Source organism: Nocardia sp. NPDC050378, from assembly GCF_040655675.1.
Lineage (GTDB): Bacteria > Actinomycetota > Actinomycetes > Mycobacteriales > Mycobacteriaceae > Nocardia > Nocardia coubleae.
In genome coordinates this window covers 45,578-58,665 of the sequence record NZ_JBFAKI010000001.1, presented here as the reverse complement: position 1 = coordinate 58,665, position 13,088 = coordinate 45,578, and the positions used below count along the sequence as shown (strand labels likewise).

Genomic DNA, 13,088 nt, shown 5'->3' with positions numbered 1-13,088 from the left:
GCGGTGTCCGATTCGTTGTGAAACAATCCGTCCGCAGATCTGATGATGCGTCAGCTGCGAACGGCGGCCTCCAGAGGACAAGGGGGAGGCCGGATTTGGATACAGGGGGGAAGTATGGCTTCACCGCAGGGCGTCACCGGTTCGACCATGCCGCGCAGGCAGCTGGGCAGGCACTTACGTGACCTGCGCAACCGTGCGCGGATGACCACCAGAACCGCGGCGGCGCAACTCGAGTGGTCGGAAGCGAAGATCTGGCGGATCGAAACGGGGCAGACATCGCTGCGCAGCCTCGATGTCGAGGCCATGTGCAAGGTGTACGGCGCGCCCGCCGACCAGGTGGAACCGTTGGCGGCGCTGGCTCGCGAAACCAAGGCAAGGGGATGGTGGACGAGTTACGGCGATGTGATTCCGGAGGGTTTCGAGGTCTACATCGGCCTCGAAGAGGCGGCGGCCGAGCTGTCGATCTACGAGGACGGCCTGGTCCCGGCGCTGTTGCAGACCGAGGACTACACCAGGGCGCTGCTCGAACGCACGGTCCCCGAACTCACCGACGCCGACCTGGAACGGCGGCTGCGGGTGAGCGCGGCCAGGCAGGCGTTGCTCACCAGGGCGGGCTCGCCGTTGCGGTTGCGGGTGGTGCTCGCCGCGTCGGTGCTGTCGCGCCGGATCGGTGACGATCGGGTGCTCGCCGGTCAGCGTGCGCGGCTGCGCGAGCTGGCCGAACGCGAGACCGTCGACATCAGAGTGATCCCGGACGACTGCGGCTACCACGCCGGGCTCGAGTCGGGCCGGTTCACCGTGCTCGATTTCGACGGTGACAACGCGGTCGACAAGCAGGAACCGCCGGTGGTCTACGTGGAGACCTTCGCCGGTTCGGTCTATCTCGACAAGCCGGCCGAATTCGACCGCTACCGAGCCGCATTCACCGACATCACCGCCGCTGCGAGCGCGACGGTGTAGCTCCTTACCAGGAGTCGGTGAGCACCGAACGGTGCGTGGGCAGGGCTTGGTCGTAGACCGCCCTGCCCTTTTCCGTGAGCTTGACGAAACACGCCCGCCGGTCGCCGTCGCAGGTGATGCGTTCGACCAGATCGTCGCGTTCGAGCCGGGCCACGGCGCGGGACAGAGCGCTTTGACTCAGGTAGATGTCGCCGGACAGGTCGGTCATGCGGTATTTCTCGCAGGCCGCGTCGACGAGACGGTCGAGGATCTCGAACTCGCTGAGTCCGATCCGGTGTTCGTTCTGAAGCGCCTTCTCCAGTGCGCAGCTCACGGCGGCGTGCCGGTCGAGCAATGCGCGCCACTGGCCGACCAGCTCGGTGGGCGCTTCGTTGCGCCGAGCTGTGTTGGCCGGGTTCGACATGCGGCCATCTTAGTGCGCCCGACCGATCTATGCAACCGCATTAAATGTGTTGGCATTAAATGCGCATGCATGTAATGTCCTCCGCATGACTTCGCCAGCAACGCTCTCGGCCGCCGAGGCGACCGACCCGACCCGGTGGTCCGCTCGCCTCTGGGGCCTGCTGATCACCCTGTGCATTGTTCTGTTCCTCGACGGTCTCGATGTTTCGATGATCGGCGTCGCCCTGCCGTCCATCGGCGCCGAACTCGATATGTCCACCACCACCCTGCAGTGGCTCGTGGGCGGTTACGTCCTCGGCTACGGCGGTCTGCTGCTGCTCGGTGGCCGCACGGCCGACCTGCTCGGGCGCCGCAAGGTGTTCCTCATCGCCCTGGCCGTCTTCGCGGTGGCGTCCCTGATCGGTGGCCTGGTCAGCGACCCGACGCTGCTGATCGTCACCCGCTTCGTGAAGGGCCTCGCCGCCGCGTTCACCGCGCCGACCGGCCTGTCGATCATCGCTACCACCTTCGCCGAAGGAAAAGCGCGCAACAAGGCGCTGTCCATCTACACCGTGTTCGGCGCGGGCGGCTATTCCATGGGCCTGCTCTTCGGCGGCCTGATGACCGGCGTCGGCTGGCGCTGGACCTTCCTGCTGCCCGTCCCGATCGCCGTCGCCGCGCTGATCTCGGCGTTCGTGCTGATCCCCAAGGACGGCAAGGCCGAGGAAGGCGGCCACGATCTGCTCGGCGCGCTGCTGTCGACCTCGGGCATGCTGCTGCTGGTCTACACCGTGGTCACCGCGCCGGAGGTCGGTTGGGCCTCGGCCCGGACCGTCATCTCGTTCATCGCCGTGGTCGCCCTGTTCGCCGCGTTCGTCGTCACCGAACAGCGCGTCGCCCACCCGCTGGTCCGGCTCGGCATCCTGCGCAAGGTGTCGCTGGTGCGGGCCAGCCTGGCCATCATCGCGGTCGCCGGCTCGTACTTCAGCTGGCAGTTCATCGTCACGCTGTACCTGCAGGACACGCTCGGCTGGTCGCCCCTGAAGCTCGCCATGGCGCTGCTGCCGGTCGGCATCCTGGTCGTCGCCTCGGCGTTCTTCTCCGACAAGCTGATCGACCGCTTCGGCACCGGCCCGGTGATCGCCGTGACCATGTCGGTGATGGCCGTCGGCTACCTGCTGTTCCTGCGGATCGACACCGCGCCCGACTACCTGACCGTGCTGCTGCCCGCGGTCCTGCTGATCGGCATCGGCTGGGTGGGCTTCCCCGCCATCAACGTGCAGGCCACCAGCGGTATCGACGACGAGGAGCAGGGCCTGGCGGCCGGTGTGCTGCAGACCTCGATGCAGGTCGGCGCGGCCGTGGTGCTCGCGGTGACCACCGCCATCGTCACCTCCGGCACCGCGCACGGCACCTCGCCGCAGCAGATGCTCGACACCTACCGGCCGGGCCTCGAGTTCGCCGCCGGTGTCACGGTGCTCGGCGCGCTGGTCGCGCTCACCGTCTTCTGGCCGCGTAAGCGGGTCACCGACGCGCCGGTGGTCGAGGAGAAGGTGCTCCAGACGGTCTGATCCGAAAGCGCTGAACGGCACCACCTTTCGCAGGTGGTGCCATTCGGCGTATCAGGCGAACCCCGGCGCTGCCTCGTCCTTGGCGGAGCGGATGAAGGTGAGCGGACGGCCGTCGCGGCCTTGCGTCGGCCAGTCGATGGCCAGCCGGGGGTCGAAAGCGTCCAGGTCACGGTCGAATTCGGGGGTGTACTCGAGCGAGCACAGGTAGGTCACCGTCGAGTAGTTCTCCAGCGAGAGGATGGCGTGGCCGAGGCCCTCGGACAGGAACACCGAGCGGCGGTCCACGTCGTCGAGCAGCACGCTGTCCCAGCGGCCGTAGGTGGGCGAACCCGGTCGCAGGTCGACGACCACGTCGAGAAAGGCGCCGCGCACACACGTCACGTACTTGGCCTGACCGGGCGGGTCCTCGGTGTAGTGGATGCCGCGCAGCACTCCCGCCGCCGACACCGAGGTGTTCACCTGGTGCAGGTCGAAGGGCCGCCCGGTGGCCTTCTCGAACTCCGAGGCCTTGAACGACTCACAGAACATGCCACGGTCGTCGCCGAGCAGGCGGGGAGTGACCACCCACGCGCCGGGGATGGCCAGTTCACGGATCTCCATGCGCTACCAGTCTTTTCCGCGGTCGATCAGGTCGAGCAGGTAGCGGCCGTAGCCGGAGCGAACCATCGGCTCGGCCAGTTCGCACAGCTGGTCGTCGGAGATCAGCCCGCGCCGCCACGCCACCTCCTCGGGCACCCCGATCTTGAGGCCCTGGCGTTCCTCGATGGTCCGCACGTAGTTGGCGGCGTCGAGCAACGAGTCGAAGGTGCCGGTGTCGAGCCAGGCGGTGCCGCGCGCGAGCACGTCGACGCTGAGCCTGCCCTGCTCGAGATAGGCGCGGTTGATGTCGGTGATCTCGTACTCCCCGCGCGCCGACGGACGCAGCTCGCGCGCGATCTCGACCACGTCGTTGTCGTAGAAGTACAGACCGGGGATGGCGTAGTTGGAGCGCGGCACCTTCGGCTTCTCCTCGATGGAGACCGCGCGACCGTCCACGAACTCCACCACGCCGTAGGCGGTGGGGTCGCTCACCCAGTAGGCGAACACCGCGCCGCCGTCGATGTCGTGGAAGCGGTGCAGGCTGGCGCCGAGGCCGGGGCCGTGGAAGATGTTGTCGCCGAGCACGAGCGCGGCGGGTTCGGTGCCGATGTGGTCGGCGCCGAGCACGAAAGCCCTGGCCAGGCCGTCGGGTTCGGGCTGGACCACATAGCTGATCGACACCCCGAACTGGCTGCCGTCACCGAGCAACCGGGTGAACGCCTCGGCATCCTCCGGCGTGGTGATGACGAGAATGTCGTCGATCCCTGCCAACATGAGGGTGGACAAGGGGTAGTACACCATCGGTTTGTCGTAGACCGGGACGAGCTGCTTGCTCACCCCGCGCGTGATCGGGTGCAGCCGCGATCCGGTGCCGCCCGCCAAGATGATTCCGCGCATAGGTGGCAAGTCTGCCAGCTCGGGTGCCGCAGGAGACGGGGAGGTTCCGACACGTGGACGAATTGATCACGAACGTTTCGCATCCGGGTGTGTCGGTCGATAACTGGGACACGACGGCGTTCATCTGATTATGTGAGCGTCGATGTGTGAAACATCACTGTGTTAGATGTCAGCGTCGACATCCGATCCGGGGCTCGCACCCGGGCCAACGAGTCGACGCGCCAGTGTGAGGTAGGTGCGCGATGGAAGCCTCGAAGATCGGCAGGCCCGGTGTGTTGGGCGGGATCGTCCCCGCTGTCCCCAGGGTCACCACCAGCCCGAAGGCGGCGGGAATCGTCGTCAACTCCGGGCGGACGAGCACCTCGTCACGAGTGCTGATGGGTGCCTGCGTCGGCGTAGTCGGACCGCTGTTGCGCACCGTGCCCATCAACCGGAGGACCATTCCCCTCGGCGGAATCGCCGTCGACCTGCTCGCGCGCCTGCGCCCCGAACCGATGGGCATCGAGCGCGAACAGATCCAGCTCGACGGGTTCAAGATGGAGATGATCCGTCCCGCCGGCGCCTCGCGGGCGCTGCGCCACGGCGCGCTGCTGTATCTGCACGGCGGCGGCTTCGCCGTCTGCGGGTTGTCGACCCATCGGGCCATCGCCGCCGGGCTGGCCAGGCGGACCGGGCTGCCGGTGCTCAATGTGGAATACCGTCAGCTGCCGGGTTCGATCGACGCCGCCATCGACGACTGCGTCCTGGCCTACCGCTGGCTGCTGCGCCACGGCGCCGACCCGGGCCGCATCGTCTTCGCCGGTGACTCGGCGGGTGGGTTCCTCACCTTCGCCACCGCGCTGCGCGCCCGCGACATCGGATTGCCGCTGCCCGCCGGTCTCGTCGGCTTGAGTCCGCTGCTCGATCTGGACTACCGGGCGAAGAAGGACTACGTGAACGTGCGCCGCGACGCCTACATTCCGCTGGCCGGGCTGGAGGCCGTGGTCCGTCTCGGCGCCGAGCACGAGGGTCCGCTCGACGCGAAGCTCTCGCCGGTCAACGCCGACCTGGCCGGGTTGCCCCCGGTACTGCTGATCGCGGCCGAAGACGAATTGCTGCGCTACGACTGCGAACTCATGGCCCATCGGCTCGGTGCGGCGGGTGTGCCGCACACACTCGAGCTGTGGCGGGGGCAGGTGCACGCCTTCATGAGCATCCTGCCGGACATGCCGGAGAGCCGTTCGGCGCTCGGACGGGTCGCCAAGTTCGTGCGGGAAGCGGTGGCGCCCGCCGAACGTGCCCGCACCGCCTGACCCCGAAACGACAGGTGCCCCGCCGCAACTCTGTCGAGTCGCAGCGGGGCACCTGGCGTACCTGCTCGCGAATGTGCTTACGCGAGTGCGGTTATCGCACGTTCCGAACCGGAATCACTTGGCCGGCGGGGTGAACGGCGAGGTGACGGTGGCGAAGTACTGGATCGCCGCACCGATGGCGACCGGAGCGGTGACGAACAGCTGACCGGCCAGCACACCGAGGAAGCCGACAGCGGCGGCACCGGCGATGCAGCCGGCCAGCGGGCCCGCGCCGAACAGGGCGAGGAGGGCACCGGTCAGGACCAGGCCCGCACCGGCACCGGCGATGCAGCCGACAGCCGCGCCACCGAGGCCACCGACGAGGGCACCCATGGTGGCGCCGACGGAGATGGTGTCCTTCAGGCGGTTGAACGCCGCGACCTCACGGTCGTACTCGGTCTTCCAGGGCGCCTGCGCCTCGTAAGGCAGGGCGACCGGCTTGTAGACGGCCTTGGCCGGGTCCATCACCGGGGTCAGGGTGGCGGTGTTGCCGGAGATCTCGGCCACGATCGGGAGCTCGTGCTCTTCGATGCGGAACGCCAACGGGGTGCCCGCGACGACGGTGCCGTCGGCCGCCTTGATCTTCAGGACATTGTCCTCGACGACCATCGAGCCGGCGTCGGTGGTGACGACGGCCTTCGAGTCCTCGACGATTTCGGCGGTGTAGTTGATCGGGGCAGCGGCGGCCGGGGCCTCTTCGGCGTGCGCGGTGCCGGCGGCGACGCCCATGGCAGCGATCAGCAGCGCCGAAGTGGCGGCGAATTTCCTCATCAGCATTTTGTTGAACCTCGATGTTGGAGCGTTCGGAGGGGACCCGATGATCAAAAGCCCCCGCAGCTAACGAGCGGTGAACCACCTGTGTACTTCTATTCAAATTCTGTTCACCGTTGATACCCCGGGGCCGGTGCGCACCTAGCAACCTGAGTGCCGACTAGGGTTTTTCTCAGGAAAGCAGACCCCGGGCCGTAACCTGAACGGAGCCGGTGTGACGGACATCACGGTGTAAATACCGTGACTGTTTCTACCTGGGCGAGTGCCGGTTCGCTTTCTGTCCCCGATCGCGAGCACGTATCGTTGTCGACGTGCGAGTGCTCGTTACCGGCGGGGCCGGATTCATCGGTGCGAATTTCGTCCAGCAGACGGTGGCCACGCGCCCCGACGTAGCGGTGACCGTCCTCGACGTGCTCACCTACGCCGGAAACCGCGCGTCGCTCGATCCGGTGGCCGACCGCATCGAATTCGTCCACGGCGACATCGCCGATCTCGACCTCGTCGACAATCTCGTCAGCGGTGTCGACGCGGTTGTGCATTTCGCCGCCGAATCCCACAACGACAACTCGCTCGCCGAGCCGTGGCCCTTCGTGCAGACCAATATCGTCGGCACCTACTCGCTGCTGCAGGCCGTGCGCCGCCACGACGTGCGCTACCACCACGTTTCCACCGACGAGGTGTACGGCGACCTCACCCCCGACGACCCCGCCTTCACCGAAACAACGGCCTACAACCCGTCGAGCCCGTATTCGGCGACGAAAGCGGGCAGCGATCTGCTCGTGCGCGCCTGGACCCGTTCCTTCGGTGTGCGTGCCACGCTGTCGAACTGTTCCAACAATTACGGCCCGTATCAGCACGTGGAGAAATTCATCCCACGCCAGATCACCAATTTGATCGACGGCGTGCGCCCGCGTTTGTACGGTGCCGGTCATCAGGTGCGCGACTGGATTCACGTCGACGACCACAATCGCGCGGTCTGGGACATTCTCGAGCGCGGCCGAATCGGGCAGACCTATCTCATCGGCGCCGATGGTGAACTCGACAATCTCACCGTTGTGCAGTTGATTCTGGAAGCGTTCGATCGCGATCCCACCGATTTCGACCACGTCACCGACCGGCCCGGCCACGATCAGCGCTACGCGATCGATGCGAGCCTGCTGCGCACGGAACTCGGCTGGTCGCCGCGCTACAGCGACTTCCGGGCCGGGCTGGCCGACACCATCACCTGGTACCGCGAGAACGAGGACTGGTGGCGGCCGAAGAAGGCCGACACCGAACGCGCCTACGCCGCCGCGGGCGAACAGAAACTCTGACGGACTACACCGTCGTCCGCGGGGTTCAGCCCCAGACGACGGTGTAATACGTTGCGGCAGCGGCGATCAGCGCGATCAGCGACGCGCAGGCCACGGTGAGTCCCGGTCCGCGGGTCGGGACGACACCGTCGGCATCGCGCAGCCGCAGTGGCACCCAGCGGATCACCACCGCGATACCGAGGACGGCCAGCGGCACGAAGTACCTGCCCTGCACGCCGTCGATGATGTAGTAGTCCACCGGCGTGAACGACATGTACAGCGTCACGTAGACCATCGCCACGCTGGCGAGCACCGTCGCCGCGACGATCAGGGTGCGGCGCGGCGTGCTGGTCAGCAGGTCGGCGATGCCGAAGCTCACCGCGAACGCGATCAGGCAGGCCAGCATCGTCAGCGCGGGCGCGTCGACGTAGGCGAAGCCGAGTTCACCGAAGAACTGGTTGAACCAGCGGTGATCGCGCAGGGCGATGCTCTCGCCGAAGGTGTGCACGAAGTGCAGCGGGTCGCCGAGGATCCCGCGCAGCTGGTCACCCGGACGCACCTGACCCCACTGGTGCGGTGGGCGCATCAGGCTCATGCCGTCGCCGGTCGGCGCGGCGATCTTGGTCCAGACCAGGAACAGCGTGCCGCCGGTGATCGCGAAGACCCACGGCAGCACTTTCAGCTTGCCCGTGAAACCGAGGCGTTCGGCGGGCACGACCACGATCAGCATGGCCAGCAGCACGTAGGCGGGTTTGCTCAGCGGCAGCGCGATCGTGGCGGCCAGCAGGGCGGCGGTCTCGGGCTTGCTCAGCCGGTCACCGATGAACAGTGCCTTCACCAGCAGCGCCGATACCAGAATGGCCAGCGCGTTGGTGAGTGTGTCGGCGGTGACGGTGCCCGCCTGGAACAGCGCGATCGGCAGCACGGCGACGGTGAAAACCAGCCACTGGCTGCGCCGCTGCCGCAGGGCGTAGAGCCCGAACCCGACCACCGCGAGATAGGCCGCCAACCCGGCCAGCCGGGTGAGCAGGTACATCCCGCCGATGTTCAGGCCGAGCGCCTCGCCTGCCCGGATGCCCACGGCGGCAGGCACATACGGCACGGGGGAGTAGGCGGCGGTGTTGGTGAACCACATCGGCCGGGTCGCCGAGGAGATGTCGGCACCGGCGAGGCGGTCGTAGGCGCCGGGGTCGGCGACCATCGCGCCCGGTTCCTCGGGGTTGTCGTTGTAGTCGCGGAACGCGTAGCCCATGAGCTCGTCGATGCTCACCGGGATCTGCCCGCCGTAGGCGACGCCGCGATCGTCGTGGATGCGCTGCGGGAACACCCCGCCGTGCGCCACCTGGTAGGCGCGCCCGAACTGGGTGATCTCGTCGTGGCCCCAGAACGCGGGGGTGAGCACGGCGAACAGCGCGCCGAACACCGTCGCGAGCACGGCGAACGCCACCGTCGCGGCACCGAACCGGCCGGTCAGCGAACGGACGGGGGCGGGCAGGCGGTCTTTGCGTTCGGTCGCGGGTACCTGTTCGGCGGCGACGGTTTCCGGCTCGACGGTGCTGGTCACCGACGGTCTCCGGCCGCGATGTCCGCACTCTCGCCGACGGCCGAATACCGCAGGTACACCAACCGCGCCGCTTCGTGCCGCGACCGGCGGATGCCGTCCAGAATCAGCCCCGCGGTCCAGGCCAGGCAGCCGAGCAGCATCAGCGTGAACGCGAAGAACAGCGTCGGGAACCGCGCCACCTCGTTGGTGTTGTAGAACTCGATCACGATCGGCACGGTGAGGATCACCGAGAACAGCAGGGCCAGCGTGCCGAACAGGCCGTAGAAGGCGACCGGGCGTTCGTGCCTGGCCAGGCCGAGGATCAGCGCGAGGATCTTGGTGCCGTCGCGGTAGGTGCGCAGCTTCGATTCGCTGCCCGCGGGGCGGTCACGGAAACCCACCTGCACCGCGGTCTGCGGAACCCGCAGGTGCAGCGAGTGCACGGTCAGTTCGGTCTCGATCTCGAACTCGCGGGAGACGGCGGGGAAGCTCTTGACGAAGCGGCGCGAGAACACCCGGAAACCGCTCAGCATGTCTTCGACATTGTCGCCGAACACCTTGCCGACCACGCCGTTGAGCACCTTGTTGCCGGTCTCGTGCCCGGACCGGTAGGCGTTGGTGTCCTCGTCCTGCTTGCGCACCCCGAGCACGTGATCGTAGGGGCCCTCGAGCAGGGTCTTGATCATCAGCGGTGCGGCCGACGCCTCGTAGGTGTCGTCGCCGTCGATCATCAGGTAGACGTCGGCCTCGATATCGGCGAAGGCGCGGCGAACCACGTTGCCCTTGCCCTTGGTGTTCTCGTAGCGCACGATCGCCCCGGCCTCGCGGGCGCATTCGGCGGTGCGGTCGGTGCTCAGGTTGTCGTAGACGTAGACGACGATCCCCGGCACGGCGGCCTTCAGGTCGGCGACGACCTTGGCGACCGCGGCCTCTTCGTTGTGGCAGGGGACCACGGCGGCAATGCGAAGCTCGGTGGAGTCCACCCGGGTCAATCCTCAGATGTAGGCATTAAAAGGGTCACCGGGAGGGTACACAGCACAGGTCTTCGGCGCTCATCCGGTTCGCCGAGCGTAACTCGGGGACACGCGGGTTCTCGGTGTACCGTCGGCCCGTGTCCCACCCTGATCTGTCCGAGCCCGCCCCCGCTTCGCTGCTGACGAAGGTGACGACGGCGTTGCGGCAGGGGGCGGCGTTCCTCGTCGTCGGCGCGGTCGGTTTCCTCGTCGACGCCGGTACGTACAACCTGCTGGTGTTCTGGGGCGGCGGATTGTCGCTGACCGAAGGTGTGCTCTATCACTCCCCGCTCACCGCGAAAGTCGTCGCGATCGTGGTGGCGACGGTGGTCACCTACTTCGGCAACAAGTGGTGGACCTTCGCGCACAAGAAGTCCGGCAGTGCGGGCCGCGAATACCTGTTGTACGCGTTGGTGAATGTCGTGGCGATCGGCCTGCAACTGGGCTGCCTCGGCTTTTCCCGCTATGTGCTCGACCTGTCGTCGCCGCTGTCGGACAACATTTCCGCGACCGTCATCGGCCAGACGCTTGCTGTCATATTCCGTTATTGGGCCTACGACAAATTCGTGTTCACCGGCGCCGAGGCTACCGGTGAGCAACACGCGCGGGGTGCTGTTACCCCTCACTGACGGCGCCCGGCCCGGCGGTGATTGATATCCTCACCCCGCCCGCCGCGCCGCCCTTTCCTTACGTGACTGCTTGCGTCGGCGCAGTCGATACCGAGAATTTCGAGGACTTCATGGAGCAGTCGGCTACTCGAGTCGTGACCGAATCGAACGAACGGCACGAGGCCGCACCCGCGTCACTGCGTGGTGAACACTCGGCACCCGAACGCTTGGTCCTGGCCAGGGGCATCTTCACCGGCCCGTCGGCCCGGGTGAGCGACGAACTCTACGCCGTCGTCAAGGGCGGTGCCGCTATCCGCGAGCGCCTGTCGCTGCACCTGCCCAAGGGCGCGACCGCGCACACCAACACCTATTTCGGCCGGTTCGCCGCGAGCTACTGGCAGCGCTGGACCACCGTCACCGAGGTGACCGCCACCGCGAATCTGCAGGTGGGGAACAAGGCGAACGTGCGCCTGGTCGCCTCCGATATCGCCGGCCACCGCCGCATCGTCGCCTCGCTGGTGGCGACCAGCAGCGGGTTCGTGAGCCTGACCGCGCCGCTCGACCAGTACGTCGACGGTGGCGCCCTGTGGCTCGAGTTCGACGCGCTCGGCGGCGAACTCGACATCACCGAGCTGAGCTGGACCGCCAAGGCGCCCGAGGCGGTTCGCCCGGTCGCCATCGCGATCTGCACCTTCAACCGGGCCGAGGACTGCGCCCACACCGTCGCCGCGCTGGCCTCGGACCCCACGGTGCTGGCCGCCATCGACGCGGTCTACGTCGTGGACCAGGGCACCGACCTGGTCGAGAACCGACCGCTGTTCCAGCAGGTCCGCCCCGATTTCGGGGACAAGCTGCGCTACATCCGTCAGCCCAATCTCGGTGGCGCGGGCGGTTTCACCCGCGGCCTGTACGAGGTGTCGGCGGCCAACGAGCATGCCGACGTCATCCTGATGGACGACGACATCCTCTGCGAACCCGAGACCGTCCTGCGGCTGCAGGCGTTCGCGAACCTGACGGTCGAGCCGACGCTGGTCGGCGCGCAGATGCTGTTCCTGCTCAACCCCGACTACCTCAACGTCGGCGCCGAGGACGTGCGCCTGGGCGAGCTCAAGCACGGTCAGAAGGTGCCCAAGGCGCTGCGCAACACCTCCATGCTCAAGAAGAACCAGGAGCGCCGCGTCGACGCGGGCTACAACGCATGGTGGACCTGCCTGATCCCGGCCGAGGTCGTGAAGAAGATCGGTCTTCCGGTTCCGATCTTCTTCCAGTGGGACGACGTCGAATACGGCATCCGGGCCCGCGAGCACGGTTTCGTCACCGTCACCCTGCCCAACGCCGCCGTCTGGCACGCCGACTTCTACTGGAAGGACTACGACGACTGGGCGCGCTACTTCTCCACGCGCAACTCGCTCATCGTCGGCGCCCTGCACACCGACCTCGACGGCAAGGCCGTCACCAAGGACTTCTTCCGCTACATCGCCGAACACCTCGTCGGCATGCAGTACGGCCTGGTGCATACCACCCTGCAGGGCATCGAGGACTTCATGAAGGGTCCGAAGGTGTTGCGCGACGGCGGAATCGAGGCGCTGGCCGCGGCCCGCACCTCCCGCAACGACTATCCGGAGACCATCAAGCACCCCGCCGCGACCCCGCCGGTGAACTCCGCCGAGATCCAGGTGCGCCGGGCAAGCGGTGAGCCCAGCCGCATCACCCTCGTGCTCATCAAGCGCGCGATCATGCAGTGGACCGGGCGCACCCAGCACGGCCTGATCGGTGTCACCCGCGAGGACGCGCACTGGTGGCATGTGGGCCTGTTCGACCACGTGGTCGTCACCGACGCCTCCCAGTCGGGTGTCCGCGTGCGCCGCCGCGACAAGGCCCGTGCCCGCGCCCTGCTCATCCGCACCTACCGCACGCTACGCAAACTCCGCCGCGAACTCCCCAGGCTCCAGGCCGAATACCGCGCGGCGGTCCCCGAACTCACCAGCCGTGAGAACTGGGCCCGCCTCTACGGCATCGACCCCAGCTGACGATCAAGATCATCAGGCTCTGGTGGCGGCATCGGCCGAGAGTCCTCCGCCACCAGAGCCTGGTGATCGCCTGACCAGGTCATCGTCGCGACCGGGCGCACGCGGTCGCCGT

The 13,088-nt window shown here is 67.3% G+C and carries 12 protein-coding genes; 6 read left to right on the top strand and 6 right to left on the bottom strand.

Features of this window, described 5'->3' with window-relative positions; genetic code table 11:
* The first annotated feature begins 114 nt into the window (after positions 1-114).
* The gene (locus AB0I35_RS00315; RefSeq protein ID WP_357393000.1) at positions 115-960 is read left to right on the top strand and encodes a helix-turn-helix transcriptional regulator; all 846 of its coding nucleotides are present in this window, start codon (positions 115-117) and stop codon (positions 958-960) included.
* 4 nt (positions 961-964) lie between these two features.
* On the opposite strand, the gene AB0I35_RS00310 is transcribed toward AB0I35_RS00315, so the two are convergent.
* Positions 965-1,363 carry a MarR family transcriptional regulator gene (locus AB0I35_RS00310; RefSeq protein ID WP_067494823.1) on the bottom strand — a complete coding sequence of 133 codons (399 nt, stop codon included), beginning with the start codon at positions 1,361-1,363 and terminating at the stop codon, positions 965-967.
* Between the two features lie 85 nt (positions 1,364-1,448).
* On the opposite strand from AB0I35_RS00310, the gene AB0I35_RS00305 reads away from it, so the two are divergent.
* The gene (locus tag AB0I35_RS00305) at positions 1,449-2,912 is read left to right on the top strand and encodes an MFS transporter (protein WP_357392998.1); all 1,464 of its coding nucleotides are present in this window, start codon (positions 1,449-1,451) and stop codon (positions 2,910-2,912) included.
* A 51-nt stretch (positions 2,913-2,963) separates the two neighbouring features.
* Here AB0I35_RS00305 and rfbC read toward each other — a convergent pair whose 3' ends face one another.
* Both rfbC and rfbA read right to left on the bottom strand, forming a co-directional pair.
* Positions 2,964-3,512 (bottom strand): dTDP-4-dehydrorhamnose 3,5-epimerase, encoded by a 549-nt coding sequence (rfbC, locus tag AB0I35_RS00300; protein WP_357392996.1) that lies wholly within the window; start codon positions 3,510-3,512, stop codon positions 2,964-2,966.
* 3 nt (positions 3,513-3,515) lie between these two features.
* Positions 3,516-4,388 (bottom strand): glucose-1-phosphate thymidylyltransferase RfbA, encoded by an 873-nt coding sequence (rfbA, locus tag AB0I35_RS00295; protein ID WP_067494815.1) that lies wholly within the window; start codon positions 4,386-4,388, stop codon positions 3,516-3,518.
* 242 nt (positions 4,389-4,630) lie between these two features.
* Between rfbA and AB0I35_RS00290 the strand changes: the two genes are divergently transcribed.
* Complete coding sequence (locus AB0I35_RS00290) at positions 4,631-5,680, top strand: alpha/beta hydrolase (protein ID WP_357392994.1); 1,050 nt, start codon at positions 4,631-4,633, stop codon at positions 5,678-5,680.
* A gap of 114 nt (positions 5,681-5,794) precedes the next feature.
* Here AB0I35_RS00290 and AB0I35_RS00285 read toward each other — a convergent pair whose 3' ends face one another.
* Positions 5,795-6,496, bottom strand: coding sequence for a hypothetical protein (locus tag AB0I35_RS00285; RefSeq protein WP_357392992.1), 702 nt, complete (start codon positions 6,494-6,496; stop codon positions 5,795-5,797).
* 305 nt (positions 6,497-6,801) lie between these two features.
* Here AB0I35_RS00285 and rfbB point away from each other — a divergent pair, with 305 nt between their 5' ends.
* Positions 6,802-7,803: a dTDP-glucose 4,6-dehydratase gene (gene rfbB, locus AB0I35_RS00280; protein ID WP_357392991.1), complete on the top strand. Its 1,002-nt coding sequence runs from the start codon at positions 6,802-6,804 to the stop codon at positions 7,801-7,803.
* Positions 7,804-7,828: 25 nt separating this feature from the next.
* Here the strand turns inward: rfbB and AB0I35_RS00275 are convergent, their stop codons facing one another.
* Both AB0I35_RS00275 and AB0I35_RS00270 read right to left on the bottom strand, forming a co-directional pair.
* Complete coding sequence (locus tag AB0I35_RS00275) at positions 7,829-9,346, bottom strand: DUF2142 domain-containing protein (RefSeq protein WP_357392989.1); 1,518 nt, start codon at positions 9,344-9,346, stop codon at positions 7,829-7,831.
* The gene (locus AB0I35_RS00270; protein WP_357392987.1) at positions 9,343-10,308 is read right to left on the bottom strand and encodes a glycosyltransferase; all 966 of its coding nucleotides are present in this window, start codon (positions 10,306-10,308) and stop codon (positions 9,343-9,345) included. The genes AB0I35_RS00275 and AB0I35_RS00270 overlap by 4 nt, the downstream gene beginning before the upstream one ends.
* 128 nt (positions 10,309-10,436) lie before the next feature.
* Here AB0I35_RS00270 and AB0I35_RS00265 point away from each other — a divergent pair, with 128 nt between their 5' ends.
* Both AB0I35_RS00265 and AB0I35_RS00260 read left to right on the top strand, forming a co-directional pair.
* Complete coding sequence (locus AB0I35_RS00265) at positions 10,437-10,967, top strand: GtrA family protein (RefSeq protein ID WP_357392985.1); 531 nt, start codon at positions 10,437-10,439, stop codon at positions 10,965-10,967.
* Between the two features lie 110 nt (positions 10,968-11,077).
* Complete coding sequence (locus AB0I35_RS00260; protein WP_357392983.1) at positions 11,078-12,976, top strand: glycosyltransferase; 1,899 nt, start codon at positions 11,078-11,080, stop codon at positions 12,974-12,976.
* The last annotated feature ends 112 nt before the right edge of the window (positions 12,977-13,088 follow it).